This is a genomic window from Salimicrobium humidisoli (assembly GCF_002295105.1).
Taxonomy (GTDB): domain Bacteria; phylum Bacillota; class Bacilli; order Bacillales; family Halobacillaceae; genus Salimicrobium; species Salimicrobium humidisoli.
Window position 1 is genome coordinate 1 of record NZ_NSGH01000010.1, and the last position, 15,117, is coordinate 15,117.

Sequence of the window (15,117 nt, forward strand, 5' to 3'; positions counted from 1 at the left end):
AATGCATATATACACACAACTCCTATCTTTTTCTTGGGTCTCGTCAATTCAAGTGTAAAAGATAAAGGAGCTTGTGTGTTTTTTTTATGCTGAATTTTTCTGATACCCCAACAAATATTGTAGAGCCTAAAAAAACCCTCCCGTCCAGGAGGGTTCGATTACGTAACGGAGTATATGTGCTGTTTCTGCTTCGCTTCTTCCTGCGCCTGTTTGATGAGACAGCGCCCTTTCCCGTGCGGGATACACATCGGCGTACCGAATAAAGGATCCTCTCTCACATCACACATCATATCGAACACGTTGTGCATCATTTCACAGGAAACCACTTCTTCAGGTCTCCCCTGTGTATAGACGGTCTGGTCGCGGACCGCTACGATATGGTCGGCATACCGGCAGGCGAGGTTGATGTCGTGAAGTACCATTACGATCGTTCTGCCGTGGTCTTTATTCAGATCGAACAGAAGATCGAGCACTTCAATCTGATGGGTCATGTCGAGATACGTCGTCGGCTCATCAAGGAGAAGTGTCTCGGTGTCCTGGGCGAGCGTCATCGCAATCCAGGCACGCTGGCGCTGACCGCCGGAAAGGGAGTCTACCGTTCTTTCCTTCAGTTCGACGAGATTGGTATCGACGAGAGCCTTCTCCACCGCCTGCTCATCGTCATTTGACCAGCGTTTCGTGAAGGACTGGTAAGGGTGACGTCCCTGTTTGACCAGCTGATAGACGGTAAGACCTTCCGGAGTGGACGGACTTTGCGGAAGGATGGCCATCTTTTTGGCTACCTCTTTCGTTTTCATCTGGGAAATATCCTTCTGATCGAGTACCACCTGGCCGTCCTTCGGCTTAAGAAGGCGGGCGAGCGAGCGGAGAAGAGTAGACTTCCCGCAGCCGTTACTTCCGATCAGAACAGTTATTTCACCTTTCGGGATTTCTATATCGAGAGAGTCGATGATGATCGAGTCTCCGTATCCTAATGTGAGGTTGTTCGTTTGTAGTGTATCCATAGGATCTCTCCCTTTATACTCTGTAGGGTTTCATTTCCAACGTTATACGACGGCACAAAAATAGTTTCTGTATAAGATTTTACGCGGCAGGTTGTGGATTGTCAATGAATATGAGAATCGTTTTCATTCACTACGTACGTATTCTCTCCGCAAAAAGACCCGTAGCCACCCGGGCTGCAGGTCTTATGGCTGCCGGTCTCAGGCATCTTGGAAAAGGACGTCCAGCGCTTTCTGCATCTGTCTGTCATTTTCTTCCTTCTGCACTTCTTCGACGACTTGTTTCTCAAGTTCGCCGCCCGTCTTTTCATTGACGGCCCCCGTAGCTTCCAGATCATGGTCCTGCTGGAACGCTTTTACGGCAGCTTCCGTACCTTCCCCGTAAGAGCCGTCCGTTTCCGTTTTCCCGTATCCGAGACCCTTCAGCATCTGCTGAATATTTTTCACCTTGTCACCGGAAGACGACGTGTCAAGCGTCTTTTCGGCCGTTACGGGATGGGTGTAGAAAAATGCCGGCTGCTTCACTTTCTTCGTAGGCGTCACACCTTCTTCATGGATCCAGTTGCCATCCGGAGTGAGCCATTTGAACATCGTCAGCTTCAGAGTACTGCCATCCCCCATCGGAACGGCCTGCTGTACTGTACCTTTACCGAAACTCGTAGTACCGATCACCGGGTGATCGCCGATCTCTTTCATCGCAGCGGCGAGGATTTCGGAGGCGGAGGCGCTTCCTTCATCAATCAGCACAGAAATCGGATACTCTTTTCCGGAGCTGCGTTCGGAATAATATTTCGAATTCTCCCCGTCCCTGCTTTCGATCTGAACGATCGGCTTGTCGTCCGGAACGAGCTGCTTCAGAACGTCCTGAACGTCTGTGAAAAGTCCGCCGGGATTCCCCCGTACGTCAATGACGAGCCCTTCGATTCCCTCTTCTTCAAGGTCGGTCAAATGTTTCTTGAACTCTTTCGACGTCTCTTCGGAGAAAGACGTTATTTCAAGGACGCCGACTTTCTTTCCGTCTACCTCTTTCGTGTCCTTATACACGGATTCTTTCGGAATATCATCACGGGTGATCGTTATTTCTATCGGCTCCGGCGCTCCCGGACGATCGACAGTGAGTGTGACTTCCGTACCTTTCTCCCCACGTATTTTATTGACAGCCTCCTGAAGATCGAGACCCTTCGTCGAGTCTCCGTCTATTTTCAGAACCTGATCATTCGGCTTCAGTCCCGCTTCTTCGGCGGGAGATCCTTTGATAGGTGCAACGATAGTCACTTTATCGTCCACCATACTCACTTCAGCCCCTATCCCCTGAAACGAGGACTCGATGGACTGATTGAACTGCTCCATCGTCTCCTGATCCATGTACGTACTGTAGGGGTCATCCAGTTTATTGATCATACCTTCTATGGCGCCTTCGACGAGTGTACTCTTATCCACATCTTCCACGTAACGTTCGTCAATGAGGGTGTAAGCCTTTTCCACCTTTTTTAAATTCGAAGACCCTTGGGCATTCTCTATAAAAGCTTTCTGCTCCTCCTGTGTCATGTCCCCGAAGCTTTCTCCGGATGAAGAGTCCTCCGTGGACGTCGCTGTCTCTTCCGGAGCGAACCACTGCATACCGATATACGTTCCGCCAGCCCCGACGAGCAGCGCGACAACGGCCAGTATAATTATGTGACGATTTTTCCAATTCATAGTGAAGGCACCTTTCTCTGAAGAACTTAAATACTTTCCTAATCTTAACATAGAAAAAGAAACCCGCTCTATTATTTTTTTCACATTCAAAAACCCTGCACCTCTCATTCGAGAGAAGCAGGGCTTAACAATAACCGTTATCAGGACTTAAGAGTGGGAGAGTCGATGGTAACGGCGGTAATCATCATGTCTCGTCTTCATTAAAAGCGGAGGGAGACCTCACCGGAACAGCGGAACTATTTCCCGGGAAATAGAGCGACGTTTACCCGAAGTTCGACCGGGGAGTTGTCTCCTGACTCTTTCATGTGCTCACCGGTTTTAATAAAAGACTGGGCACATCTATTGTTTTATCATCCGTCGATCTACCGTATTAAAGGGGGAAGTGTTCTTCGTTTCATACATAGAGTGGGTAATTATATATACTGCTTCAAGGTCTGTTTTTTGGGCAATGATTCAATCATTTCATAATCACGCTTATATATTACGGAGAATTCTGCATCGGATGCAGCGTCACCTCGTAACTGTACGTATTCAATAAACAGCTATTCGTCACTGATCATCACCACCTTTTTTCGATAACCGGCTGTCTTAGGAGGATTCTCCCTTAGACCCCTGGCTTTGCGTCCCTTATTTTCATAAGGTTTGCCTTTTCGTTAAAGCAGGATTTATTTAAGGTTTCATTGCCCACGATGGGTAAAGCACTGTGTTAAGAGGATACCGACTATTTTCTGTCGGGAATGTTATTCGCCTCTTACTGTTCATTATAATGAATATAACGGGTAAGTCAACATATTTATTTAAAAATTCAGATTTATTTATTTATAAAAAAACTTCCCGGGTGATCGGACACCCGGGAAGTGGAAACTCTTATTAAAAGTTCACATATTTGCGCGGGTTGACGGCGTTCCGTTTATCCTGACTCCATCGACCTTCGTGCAGTTCGAAGTGAAGGTGAGGGCCGGTGGACCGTCCTGTGTTCCCCATAAGGCCAAGCTGCTGCCCCTGGCTCACCCAGTCTCCCTCTGACACTTCTCTGTTCTGCATGTGGGCATACACTGTCGTATACACCTTACCATTTATGGAATGTGTAAGCATGACGACATTCCCGTAGGAACCGGACTGGTACGAACGGAACACCTGGCCGGAAGCGGAGGCTTTAATCGGGATTCCGTTTCCACCAATGTCTATTCCGGTATGCATGCGACCCCAGCGAGGACCCATCTCGGAAGTGACCGGACCCGGGGCCGGATTTATAAACCCTCCTGTGGCGGGTGCTGATGCTTCCGGTTTCGGTTCAGGTGCCGGTTCCGGTTTAGGTGCCGGACTTTCTGTCACAGAGGATGTGGACGTTTCCGGCTTGGACGCTTCTTCCGGCGCGGCGGAAGAGCTGCTGTCTGAAGTACTCGCTGTGCTTACTTCCTGTGTTTCCTCAATCGGTTCTGCTTCTTCCTGTTCTTTTTCCTGTTCAGCGGCTTGTGCTTCTGCTTCAGCTTTTGCCTCGGCTTCCGCTTTAGCTGCTGCCGCTTCTTTTCTCTTACGTTCTTCTTCTTTACGCTTTCTTTCTTCTTCACGCTTCTGCTTTTCTATTTCGGCAGCGCGTTTTTCCGCTTCCTGGATAGCGGACTGGATGGAAGCTTCCTGTCTCTCAAGAATCTGCTGTTCTTCCTCAAGATTAAGTTTAGTATTGTGCAGCTCCCCATGCTCTATTTCAAGCTCTTCCATCAGCTTCTCTTTCTCTTTCAGCTGACTGTCGAGGTCGGACTTCAGCTGCTTCAGATCCGCTCTCTGCTCTTCGAGTGAAGATTTCTTATCAACCAGTTCCTGTTTCTTGTTCTCAAGCATTTTCTTCTCTTCCAGGTGGGTATCGAAGATGTTCTTATCCTGGTCCATGATGGTCGTAACAGCGGAAGCACGTTCCAGAAAGTCCCCAAAACTCTGGGAATCGAGCAGTACTTCTAAGTATTTCACGTCTCCGCCGTTCTGCTGCAGGGAGCGGAGGCGATCTGTAAGTATTTCTTCCCTTTTGGCTATACTTTCTTCAAGATCGGCGATTTCTTTCTTTAGTTCTTCGATCTCTTCTTCCGTTGCAGAGATTTCCTCTTCCTTCTCCCTCAGTTTCGCAAGTGTATCGGAAAGCTTCGAATCGATCTTTTTGATCGCTTCTTCCTCTTTCGCCTGTTTCTTTTCGTTCTCTGAGAGTTCCGCTTCTTTCTGATTCTTCTCTTCGGATACGTCATTCTGTTTATCGTCGACGTTATTCTTTTCTTCCTGTAGATCGCTGATCTTATTATTTACGCTGCCGAGATTCGCAAATGCGCTTCCCGGAAAAGCGGTGAATAGTAATGCTGCAATTAGTGCTGTTATCAACAGCGTGGATGATTCTTTGTTCATATTCCGTATTCCTCCCTAAGACTCTCTATACTTTCAGAAACTTACGCACGCTCATCACACTTCCCCAAATGCCGATGAACACGCCTATTGCCAGAATGAGTCCGGACAGCTGCCATATGAATGGATTAAATGGCAGAAGCTGGACGAAATCGAAATTGATCGAATCCCTCAAATGATAATAAAGGTAATAATAGCCTCCGGTGACAGCCGCAACCGGGATGATGGAGCCAAGCAGGCCGAGTAGCATCCCTTCAATGAAGAAAGGCCAGCGTATGAACGCATTGGTCGCCCCGACGAGCTTCATGATTCCGATTTCTTTTCTCCTGGCTACGATCGTTATACGTACCGTATTCGAAATAAGGAAAATGGCCGTAAAAATGAGGCCTATAATGAGCACAAGGCCTATTGTGCGTGCATATTCATTGAAAGTGAAAATCCTCTGCACGACTTCCTCTCCGTAATCCACTTCATCCACGAACTCAAGCTCCCTGACATCGGAAGCGATGGAGTCTGCGGCGGAAGGGCTGGAGGGATCGATGACGAACACGTCGTTGAGCGGATTCGTCTGATCGAACAGTTCGAACGCCTTCCCTTCATCCCCGAGACTGTCCACGAGCCCTTCAAGCTCTTCGTCTTTGGAGGAGTATTCCACCGAAGCCACCTCATTGATCGCTTCGATATCCTCACCGAGCTGTTCGACCTGGCTTTCATCTGCAGTACGTTCGATGAATACGCGGACTTCAATATCATTTTCGATGGAATTTGCGAACTGGTTCAGATTCAGCATTACGGCGAGGAACACTCCGACCAGCAACAACGTCGTCGTGGTCGCCCCTATGGCCGATACCGTCATCCACCCGTTACGGAAAACACTCTTACGGCCTTCGCGGAGGTGACGGCCTATCGTTCTAATCTTCATAGCCGTAATCCCCCCGACGCTCATCCCGTACGATAACTCCGTCTTCAATAGCGATGACACGTTTACGTACCCGGTTCACCACTTCACGGTTGTGGGTAGCCATAAGGATAGTCGTGCCGGTCTGGTTTATTTCTTCGAGGATGTGCATAATTTCCCATGAGGTTTCGGGATCCAGATTCCCGGTCGGTTCATCCGCAATCAAAATGCGCGGACGGTTGGCAATGGCTCTTGCGATCGATACACGCTGCTGCTCTCCCCCTGAGAGCTCGTCAGGTATGAATCTCGCTTTGTTCTTAAGCCGTACCTGTTCGAGAACGTCCATAACCCGGGTCTTGATCTCCGCCGGGCGCTCTTCGATCACTTCGAGAGCGAAAGCGACATTTTCGTAAACAGTAAGTCTCGGCAGCAGACGGAAATCCTGATAAACGACTCCGATATTCCGCCGCAGCTTGGGAATCCGTCTTTCCTTCATAGCTGCCAGGTCAAGATCGTTGATATGGATACTCCCTTTCGAAGGTTTCTCCTCACGGAAAATCAGTTTTGTAAACGTCGATTTCCCTGCGCCACTCGGTCCTACCACGTACACGAATTCCCCCTGTTGAATCCGCACGTCGAGACCATTCAATGCAGTGACACCGTTAGGGTAAGTCTTGTAAACTCCCTGCATTTCAATCATATGTTAACCACCTATACTTTTCTTTAAAGTCCGACTTTCCCGTATTTTTTTCTCTTTTTCTCTCTGTTGAAAGTCTGCACATATTACATCATTCATTTTATCTTATTTAGTTCAACAAATTGTTACATTTATATTTCAATAAAACTACAATCCGTTATCAATAGTGAACAACCGTCACGTTTTTACCATAAAAAAACTCCCCGGTGTAAAAATCACCGGAGAGATAAAGGTAAGTATTATTTTTTCTGAGCCAACCAGCCTGCAATTTGTGTAGCTGTCTGTTCATCTACATCTTGAGCCGGCATGTCGCCTCTTCCGTTCTGAATGATAGTGACGATATCGTCCTGGGACATGTCAGCGCCTACACTATCAAGAGCAGGTCCGACACCGCCGCCGAGGTCACCGCCGTGGCAGCTTGCGCAGTTAGCCTGGAACGCTTCTTCGGCAGCTGCAGAATCCACTTCACCGCCACTGCTTTCACCGGAACTTTCCTGTTCTTCCGTACTTGTATCACCCGAATCACCGGAGGATCCTTCATCTCCGCCTCCGCCACAGGCTGCAAGTACGAACATAGCAGCGAACAGGACAGTCAACAATTTCCACTTCATGTAATACCCCCTTAAATTTTCATATATTGTCATTATAACCTATTCAGGAAGTTTTGAAACCCTCGCCGAGAACTTCCGTTGCGTTCATCGTTACTATGAAGGCTCCCGGATCGATTTCCTTGATGGTACGGGTCAGCTTCATGAATTCGTTCTGCTGCACGACACACATGATAACCGGCCGGTCTTCCTCGGTATATCCGCCGGCTCCTTTCAGCACGGTTACTCCGCGGTCGATATCATTCAGGAGTGCACGCCTCACTTCCATTTCTTTCTTTGAAATGATCATGACGTTTTTCGATGTATTGAAGCCGACCTGAACGAGGTCGATCGTGCGGCTCGTAATGAATAAAGAGATGAGAGCATAAAGACCCTCCTCCACTGAGAAGACGATAGCCGAGGTGAATACGATCGTTCCGTCGAGAATGGCGATACAGATACCGAGAGGCAGTTTCGTGAACTTGTGGAGCACCTGTGCTCCGAGATCCACTCCGCCCGTCGATGCCCGCCCGCGGAAGACGATGCCGAGGCCGAGACCGATCCCCATTCCGCCGAAGATAGCCCCGAGCAGTTGGTCTTCGGTCGGCGTTACAACGTCACTCGTAATCAGGACGAAAAAAGGCAGAATGAGCGTCCCGACGAGAGATTTGATGCCGAAATTCTTTCCGAGTATGAATAGTCCCATCGAGAAAAACAGGATGTTCAACACCCACTGCACAATTCCGGGTTCCCAGCCGAATACATCTTTCGTAATCGTACTGATACCCGCCACACCGCCGGAGGCGATATTGTTCGGAAGCAGGAACAGGTTGAATGCAAGTGCTATGAATAATGAACCGATAATGACGTAGGAGAATTCTATCGTCAGCCGCATCCGGGGCGGCATCGGTTCTCTCCGATATTTATCCAGTGTAACCACGGAACCCCTCCAATCTTTAACCGTTAAGGAGTATACCAGCACCGCATTTTTCTGTAAATGACAGCAAGATAACGTACTGCTACGTTAAAGGGGCCCACACCGGAAAGCAGGCTCCCGGGAACAAAAGAAAAGACACAGCGAAAGTGTTCGCCGTGTCTTTTATAAGAATGATATTACCCGTCCATCCGGGAACGCAGGTAGGCATTGATGAACATGTTCAGCTGTCCGTCCATGACGCCCTGGGTATTCCCGCTTTCGGTATTCGTCCGGTGGTCTTTCACCATATTGTATGGATGGAAGACGTAGGAGCGGATCTGGCTCCCCCAACCGATTTCTTTCTGTTCTCCGCGGATTTCGTCCATTTCCTGCTGCTGCCGCTCAATTTCCTGCTGGTACAGCTTCGACTTCAGCATTTTCATGGCCTGTTCCCGGTTTTTGATCTGGGACCGCTCATTCTGACAAGTCACGATCGTGTTCGTCGGCACGTGCGTGATACGGACGGCCGAGTCCGTCGTATTGACGTGCTGACCGCCGGCACCGCTTGCCCGGTACGTATCGATTTTCAGATCTTCGTTTTTCACGTCGATCTCCACTTCATCGTTGAACTCCGGCATCACTTCGCAGGAAGCGAATGACGTGTGGCGACGCCCGGAAGAATCGAAAGGTGAAATACGCACGAGACGATGCACCCCTTTTTCCGCTTTCAGGTAGCCGTAGGCGTTGTGCCCTTTGATCAGGAGCGTGACGCTCTTCACACCGGCTTCGTCCCCGGGAAGGTAATCGAGGGTTTCCACCTTGAACCCGCGGGATTCGGCCCAGCGCTTATACATGCGTAGAAGCATGCTCGTCCAGTCCTGAGATTCCGTACCGCCGGCACCGGGGTGCAGTTCGAGAATCGCATTGTTCTTGTCGTAAGGCTCGCTCAGGAGGATGTCGAGCTCGAACTGATCGAGGTCTTTATGCAGCTGCTCGATCTCCGTTTCGAGATCGGCACGCAGTTCTTCGTCCTCTTCTTCTTTCACCAGTTCGTAGGATACTTCCAGGTTCCCAAGTGTTTCCTCGTAGTCTTCCAATGTGTGTACGAGCCCTTTCAGCCCGTTCACTTCCTGGATGACTTCCTGAGCCGTCTGCTGGTCGTTCCAGAAGTCCGGTTCGGTCATCTGTTCTTCAAGTTCGGCGATTCGGGTCTTCCGCTGATCGACGTCAAAGAGACCCCCTGAAGTTCTGTAGTTGCCGGCTCGCTTCGTCCAGCTTGTGCTTGATTTCTGACATTTCCATTTTTCTGATCACTCCTAAATAATGTGTACCTCCCCAAGCTCAGGGGATGCATCAGCTGCCGTGGCAGTTTTTATATTTCTTGCCGCTTCCGCACGGACACGGGTCGTTACGCCCGACCGTATCCTGCTTCACGTACGGTTTCGCTTTCTTCTTCTCTTTGGATTCTCCGCCACCCGAGACGGCGGTGGCTCCTTCGGCAACTTCCTGGCGCTGCAGGTTGTTGCGGATTTCAGCCTTCATGACGTAGCGGCTCGACTCTTCATCGATCGCCTGTACCATCTCCTCGAACATGCGGAACCCTTCCATCTGATATTCCTGAAGCGGGTCGTTCTGTCCGTAGGCACGCAGGTGGATCCCCTGGCGAAGCTGATCCATCTGGTCGATGTGATCCATCCATTTCTGGTCGACGGTACGAAGCAGAATCACTTTCTCGAACTCACGCATCTGTTCTTCGGTGAGCTCCGCTTCTTTCTCATCATAACGCTCGAGAATTTTCTTCATGATAAGCTCTTCCATCTCTTCCGGTTCTTTCCCTTTGAGATCGTCTTCCGTAATGTCGTTTTCCATAAGAAGGTTCGAGCGCAGATAATTGACGATGGCGTCGATTTCCCAGTTTTCGTCGACTTCATCAGCCGTGTGGGCCTGCACGGTACGTGCGACCGTACGCTCAATCATCTGCTCGACGATTTCCCGCAGATTCTCGGAAGTGAGCACTTCATAGCGCTGCTTATAAATGACTTCCCGCTGCTGGCGGAGTACGTCGTCGAAGGAGAGGATTGTCTTACGCGCATCGAAGTTGTTTCCTTCCACGCGGCGCTGGGCAGATTCCACGGCACGGGAGATCATCTTACTCTCGATCGGCTGGGAATCATCCATTCCGAGACGCTCCATCATGCTGCGGACGTTATCGGAAGCGAACCGGCGCATCAGTTCATCGTCGGTCGAGAGGTAGAACCGGGACATACCCGGGTCTCCCTGACGACCGGAACGACCGCGGAGCTGATTATCGATACGTCGCGATTCGTGACGTTCGGTACCGATGACCGCGAGGCCACCGAGGTCGACGACGCCTTCGCCGAGTTTGATATCCGTACCACGGCCGGCCATGTTGGTCGCAATCGTAATCGCGCCTTTCTGTCCGGCGTTTTCGATGATTTCCGCTTCCCGGAAGTGGTTCTTCGCGTTCAGAACGTTGTGCGGCACGCCCGCTTTCTTCAGGTAACGGGAAATAACCTCACTCGTCTCGACCGCCACGGTACCGACAAGGACAGGCTGCCCTTGCTCGTACCGCTCCTTGATTTCTTCGACGACGGCACGGAACTTCCCGTCGGTCGTTTTATATACGAGATCCGCATGATCCTCCCGGATGATCGGTTTGTTCGTAGGAATCTGAACGACGTGCATGTTGTAGATGCTCAGAAACTCTTCGGATTCCGTCTTCGCCGTACCGGTCATACCGGCAATCTTGTCATACATACGGAAGAAGTTCTGGAAGGTGATGGACGCGAGCGTCATACTTTCATTCTGGATCGGCAGCCCTTCCTTCGCTTCGATCGCCTGATGCAGACCGTCACTGTAGCGGCGGCCCTGCATGAGACGGCCCGTAAACTGGTCGACGATGACGACTTCGCCGTCCTGCACGACGTAGTCCGCATCGCGGTGCATCGTCTCCTGGGCTTTCAGACTCTGGTTGATGTGGTGGATGAGCGCCACGTTACCGAGGTCGAACAGGTTCTCGATTTTGAAATAGCGCTCTGCTTTGTCAATTCCTTCTTCCGTGAGCTGGACGTTTTTCGTCTTTTCATCATACGTAAAGTCTTCATCGATTTTCAGCAGACGTACGAACGCATTGGCCGCGTTGTACATATCCGCCGACTTCTTCGCCGTTCCCGAAATGATGAGCGGCGTACGTGCTTCATCGATAAGGATCGAGTCGACTTCGTCAATGATCGCGAACGGGAGCGGACGCTGCACCATCTGTTCCTTGTACAGCACCATGTTATCGCGCAGGTAGTCGAACCCGTACTCGTTGTTCGTTCCGTACGTAATATCCGCGTTGTAGGCCGCGCGCTTCTCTTCTTTCGATAGGCCGTTCGCGTTCAGGCCGGTCGTCAGGCCAAGGAAGTTGTAAAGCTCTCCCATGTCCTCCGAGTCACGGCTCGCCAGGTAATCGTTCACGGTAACGATGTGGACGCCTTCCTCGGACAGAGCATTCAAATAGGCGGGCATAGTGGACGCGAGCGTTTTCCCTTCCCCGGTCTTCATCTCGGCGATGTTCCCTTCGTGCATGGAAATCGCCCCCATGATCTGTACCGGGAACGGGCGCATACCCAATACGCGCTTCGCTCCTTCACGGACGACGGCGTAGGCTTCGTTAAGCAGATCGTCAAGCGTTTCCCCGTCTTCGTAGCGTTTCTTGAATTCATCTGTTTTCTGACGCAGTTCTTCATCCGTAAGCTGTTCTATTTCCGGTTCCAAGGCTTCAATCTTATCGACAATTTTCTGCAGACGTTTGATTTCACGCTGGTTCCCGTCTCCAAATATTTTCTTCAATGATCCAAGCATGTTGAACGCTCCTCTGTATCATAGCAATATCGTAAATATATCCATTCTATATGATAACACTTGCCGAACAGGCGTGACAACTAATCACCGCCTCCCGGGGACTCCTTTTTCCTTCTCGCTCAACGACTGCATCTTTCCGTTTACGGAGGCTATCATTTCAATGAGCTGAGCCACCGTCTCCTCCTGCTGCCGGACTCTCGCTTCCAGACGTTCGCACTTCCCGCACATACTGCATCGCTCCTTTTCTTTACTTTTTTATAGCACATCCGGTTTACGGATGACAAAGGAGAAAGAAAGCCATTCAGGACGTTTATGCGGGGGAGAAATCCGATTTTGTAACGGCGGACTTTTTGTTTTTTATGTAAAAAGTGAGTAAAAATCCGTGTTACGTTACAATCGTCCTCAAAAAACGGACTGCACAGGGATTGTTCTCCCATGCAGTCCGCTGTCTTACTTATTGTTATCCATTGTTTCGTTCTTCATTGCCCCGTATCACTACAAGGGGGTGGTTATTCAGGTCTCGATCAGACCGTAACGGCCGTCCCGACGTTTGTATACGATATTTGTTTCATCCGTATCCGCGTTCGTAAATACGTAGAAACTGTGTCCAAGCATATCCATCTGAAGGGCCGCTTCCTCGGAGGCCATCGGTTTCAGATCGAACCGTTTCGTACGGACGATTTTCACTTCCTCATCGTCCTCTTCCAGACGACTCTGGGCGTCTCTTTCCATTTCGGCGAATACGTGTTTAGGAGCACCTTCCTGGCGAGCCTTGCGGTTCACTTTCGTTTTATGTTTACGGATTTGACGTTCTAATTTATCTACAACGAGATCGACCGCAGCGTATAGATCCGTGTTATGCTCTTCCGCACGAAGCAGAAGGTTCTTCATCGGAACTGTCACCTCAATCGTCTGCTCTTTGTTGTAGACACTTAAGTTTACGTGGACCTCAGAAGATGGGGGAGTGTCAAAGTAACGCTCAAGTTTCGTCACCTTTTTCTCCACATAATCTCTGATAGCATCTGTCACTTCTAAGTTTTCACCACGAATATTAAATTGGAACATATAGAAGTGTCCTCCTTTCATCCTTATATACCTTACATTCTACCATACCCCTGGTGATTCCTGCATAAACTAGAGCGAATTATCTGAAAAATGATAAAAAGGTTGGAGAACCTCTGCCGTTTTGAGGTTCCCCAGGTTTACGCCCATATAATATTTTTCAGTTTCGGGAAGCAACGAAGGAAGGGTTTTCCAGTTCTTCCTTATTATACGTGAGATCCTTATCCGTATTCGCGACGTGCACTTTGCCTCCGGCGATTTCCACTACCGCCTGACCGGCAGCCGTGTCCCATTCCATCGTCGGTTTGAAGCGCGGATAAAAGTCGGCCACACCTTCTGCAACGAGACAGAGCTTCAGCGAACTTCCGGAAGTGAGGGTGTTTATGGAACTGTAGTTCTCACTTACGCGGTTGATGAAACTCTCTTCTTCCTCCGACTGGTGGGAGCGGCTTACAATCACGGTAGCCGTGTCGTTGTTCGCTTCTATCGCAGGCAGACGGAGAGCGTCGAGTCCGTCTTTGTAGTTATCGAGGACCGACGTGAATTTATAGGCGCCTTTTGCGGCATCAGCGACGTACAGGTCCTGCAGTGCCGGAGCGTAGATGACACCGTACACCGGTTTCCCTTCACGGATAAGAGCGATGTTCACAGTGAACTCTCCGTTACGCTTCACGAATTCCTTCGTGCCGTCGAGCGGGTCGACGAGCCAGTACTCATCCCAGTCCTGACGTTTCGAATAGGACACCTGCGCCCCTTCTTCACTAAGGACGGGAATAGACGGGTCATACTCCTCGAGATGCTTCACGATGACGTCGTGTGCCTTCTCGTCCGCTTTCGTAATCGGGGAGTGATCCTGCTTCTCCTCCACGTCAAAATCCGTCTCATATACGTTCATGATTTCCTGGCCTGCCCGTAAGGCAGCCTGAATTACTTCCTTCATAACCGAAACCTCCATTCTGTATGCTACGATTCCTTGTACCCTTTAAGCTTATATTTCTAACGTAAAAAAATCCCCCAATCAGGAGGAGGTCTCCTTCCTGATCAAGTTATTGATTCTCACGAATCGCTTATCGCTGGATGCTTGCCGCGGGCATCACCATCGAACGAGCATCATAGCACCAGCGGATGTGGAAATAATGAAGGAATAGAAAAAATAAACCTCCTGAAAATAGAAAAAAGCGGATAGCCTGAAGGTGTGCAGACAAAAAAACAACACATCGCGCCCGCAGGGCTCTCTGTGTTGTTTCTTCATTTCCGCTTTATTTCCTCGAGTCGAGAAACATGCCGTCCGAACCGGCTACGTCCTGGTACGGGTTCGTATACTGGCTCTTCGTCGATTTCTGCTTTTTATTGTTCCGCATATCCTCTTTTACGCCGGCGAAGATCATTTCCAGACGCCGGTTGATCGTTTTGTCACGTTCGAGGACGTCTCTTACGATATGTTTTTCCGTCTCTCCGGGCTCCGGTAGTGTCTGCATCATATGTCCGCGCTTATCGATCAGCGCTTCGATTTCATCCACCTGTTCGGAGCGGTTCAGCGTCTTTCTCTGCACGACCCCTTCGAGATGGCGCGTGATGGCCGAAAATTCTTCCCACGTTGCCACTACACATTCCCGCCCTTACTGTATTCCGCTTTCCGCGTCTGGATAAGCACTTCTTTCCACGTGTCGCGGAACTCCTCCACCAGCCCCCGGACTTCTTCAAGAATCTCCCGGTCATTCTTCGTGTTCGCTTCCAGCAGACGGCGGTTCATGTATTCATACAGCGGCAGGATCTGCTGGCTGATGTCGTACGACGGGTCCGTCGTTATGATCAGTTCCTGAATGATGCGCTGCGCTTTCTGGATATTCAGGTTCTTCTTCTCTATTTCATTGTTCTCCATTGCTTTGCCGGATGCTTTTATGAACTTGAGGCACCCGTTATACAATTTCAGGACCAGTTCGCCCTGGGACGCTGTTTCCACAGTGTTGTTTTCGTACGCCTGGATGGACATGTAATTCCCC

14 protein-coding genes and 1 riboswitch are annotated in these 15,117 nt (G+C 49.9%); all 14 genes read right to left on the reverse strand.

All coding sequences use genetic code 11. The annotated features are described in order from the left end of the window. Positions 1-158: 158 nt before the first annotated feature. The 14 genes from CKW00_RS07455 to fliS all read right to left on the reverse strand — a co-directional run bounded on the left by CKW00_RS07455 (position 159) and on the right by fliS (position 15,107). Positions 159-1,004 (reverse strand): ABC transporter ATP-binding protein, encoded by an 846-nt coding sequence (locus CKW00_RS07455; RefSeq protein ID WP_093107268.1) that lies wholly within the window; start codon positions 1,002-1,004, stop codon positions 159-161. A 198-nt stretch (positions 1,005-1,202) separates the two neighbouring features. Next, on the reverse strand, positions 1,203-2,699 hold the full coding sequence (locus CKW00_RS07460) for a S41 family peptidase (RefSeq protein ID WP_095822045.1): 1,497 nt from the start codon (positions 2,697-2,699) through the stop codon (positions 1,203-1,205). Positions 2,700-3,270: 571 nt separating this feature from the next. Beyond that, positions 3,271-3,356: riboswitch (cyclic di-GMP riboswitch) on the reverse strand. Positions 3,357-3,569: 213 nt separating this feature from the next. Then, positions 3,570-5,090, reverse strand: coding sequence for a murein hydrolase activator EnvC family protein (locus CKW00_RS13910; protein ID WP_095822046.1), 1,521 nt, complete (start codon positions 5,088-5,090; stop codon positions 3,570-3,572). 25 nt (positions 5,091-5,115) lie between these two features. Beyond that, a complete protein-coding gene (gene ftsX, locus CKW00_RS07470; RefSeq protein ID WP_095822047.1) occupies positions 5,116-6,009 on the reverse strand; it encodes a permease-like cell division protein FtsX in 894 nt (297 codons plus the stop codon). Next, on the reverse strand, positions 5,999-6,685 hold the full coding sequence (gene ftsE, locus CKW00_RS07475) for a cell division ATP-binding protein FtsE (RefSeq protein WP_076570859.1): 687 nt from the start codon (positions 6,683-6,685) through the stop codon (positions 5,999-6,001). The genes ftsX and ftsE overlap by 11 nt, the downstream gene beginning before the upstream one ends. 236 nt (positions 6,686-6,921) lie before the next feature. Next, the gene (gene cccB / locus CKW00_RS07480; protein WP_095822048.1) at positions 6,922-7,293 is read right to left on the reverse strand and encodes a cytochrome c551; all 372 of its coding nucleotides are present in this window, start codon (positions 7,291-7,293) and stop codon (positions 6,922-6,924) included. Between the two features lie 43 nt (positions 7,294-7,336). After that, entirely contained in the window at positions 7,337-8,176 is an 840-nt protein-coding gene (locus CKW00_RS07485) for a YitT family protein (protein WP_095822136.1), read from the reverse strand. A gap of 206 nt (positions 8,177-8,382) precedes the next feature. After that, a protein-coding gene (prfB, locus tag CKW00_RS07490; protein WP_143544233.1) for a peptide chain release factor 2 occupies positions 8,383-9,487 on the reverse strand; the annotation gives its coding sequence in 2 pieces (ribosomal slippage) (positions 8,383-9,414 and positions 9,416-9,487; 1,104 coding nt in all). Between the two features lie 51 nt (positions 9,488-9,538). After that, positions 9,539-12,052 carry a preprotein translocase subunit SecA gene (secA, locus tag CKW00_RS07495; RefSeq protein WP_095822050.1) on the reverse strand — a complete coding sequence of 838 codons (2,514 nt, stop codon included), beginning with the start codon at positions 12,050-12,052 and terminating at the stop codon, positions 9,539-9,541. Positions 12,053-12,136: 84 nt separating this feature from the next. Continuing rightward, positions 12,137-12,280, reverse strand: coding sequence for a DUF4806 domain-containing protein (locus CKW00_RS13705; protein WP_158221294.1), 144 nt, complete (start codon positions 12,278-12,280; stop codon positions 12,137-12,139). A 285-nt stretch (positions 12,281-12,565) separates the two neighbouring features. Then, complete coding sequence (gene hpf / locus CKW00_RS07500) at positions 12,566-13,117, reverse strand: ribosome hibernation-promoting factor, HPF/YfiA family (RefSeq protein ID WP_095822051.1); 552 nt, start codon at positions 13,115-13,117, stop codon at positions 12,566-12,568. 157 nt (positions 13,118-13,274) lie between these two features. After that, positions 13,275-14,054 carry a 3'(2'),5'-bisphosphate nucleotidase CysQ gene (cysQ, locus tag CKW00_RS07505; protein ID WP_095822052.1) on the reverse strand — a complete coding sequence of 260 codons (780 nt, stop codon included), beginning with the start codon at positions 14,052-14,054 and terminating at the stop codon, positions 13,275-13,277. A gap of 319 nt (positions 14,055-14,373) precedes the next feature. Further along, positions 14,374-14,718 (reverse strand): flagellar protein FliT, encoded by a 345-nt coding sequence (locus CKW00_RS07510; RefSeq protein ID WP_095822053.1) that lies wholly within the window; start codon positions 14,716-14,718, stop codon positions 14,374-14,376. After that, complete coding sequence (gene fliS, locus CKW00_RS07515) at positions 14,718-15,107, reverse strand: flagellar export chaperone FliS (RefSeq protein WP_095822054.1); 390 nt, start codon at positions 15,105-15,107, stop codon at positions 14,718-14,720. The genes CKW00_RS07510 and fliS overlap by 1 nt, the downstream gene beginning before the upstream one ends. Between the last annotated feature and the right edge of the window lie 10 nt (positions 15,108-15,117).

Bases quoted from the DNA above. Each gene is read 5' to 3' on its own strand.
- ftsX (WP_095822047.1), bottom strand. From the start codon at position 6,009: ATGAAGATTAGAACGATAGGCCGTCACCTCCGCGAAGGCCGTAAGAGT.
- CKW00_RS07455 (WP_093107268.1), bottom strand. From the start codon at position 1,004: ATGGATACACTACAAACGAACAACCTCACATTAGGATACGGAGACTCG.
- cysQ (WP_095822052.1), bottom strand. From the start codon at position 14,054: ATGAAGGAAGTAATTCAGGCTGCCTTACGGGCAGGCCAGGAAATCATG.
- CKW00_RS13910 (WP_095822046.1), bottom strand. From the start codon at position 5,090: ATGAACAAAGAATCATCCACGCTGTTGATAACAGCACTAATTGCAGCA.
- ftsE (WP_076570859.1), bottom strand. From the start codon at position 6,685: ATGATTGAAATGCAGGGAGTTTACAAGACTTACCCTAACGGTGTCACT.
- CKW00_RS07460 (WP_095822045.1), bottom strand. From the start codon at position 2,699: ATGAATTGGAAAAATCGTCACATAATTATACTGGCCGTTGTCGCGCTG.
- cccB (WP_095822048.1), bottom strand. From the start codon at position 7,293: ATGAAGTGGAAATTGTTGACTGTCCTGTTCGCTGCTATGTTCGTACTT.
- fliS (WP_095822054.1), bottom strand. From the start codon at position 15,107: ATGTCCATCCAGGCGTACGAAAACAACACTGTGGAAACAGCGTCCCAG.
- CKW00_RS07485 (WP_095822136.1), bottom strand. From the start codon at position 8,176: ATGCCGCCCCGGATGCGGCTGACGATAGAATTCTCCTACGTCATTATC.
- hpf (WP_095822051.1), bottom strand. From the start codon at position 13,117: ATGTTCCAATTTAATATTCGTGGTGAAAACTTAGAAGTGACAGATGCT.
- secA (WP_095822050.1), bottom strand. From the start codon at position 12,052: ATGCTTGGATCATTGAAGAAAATATTTGGAGACGGGAACCAGCGTGAA.
- CKW00_RS13705 (WP_158221294.1), bottom strand. From the start codon at position 12,280: ATGTGCGGGAAGTGCGAACGTCTGGAAGCGAGAGTCCGGCAGCAGGAG.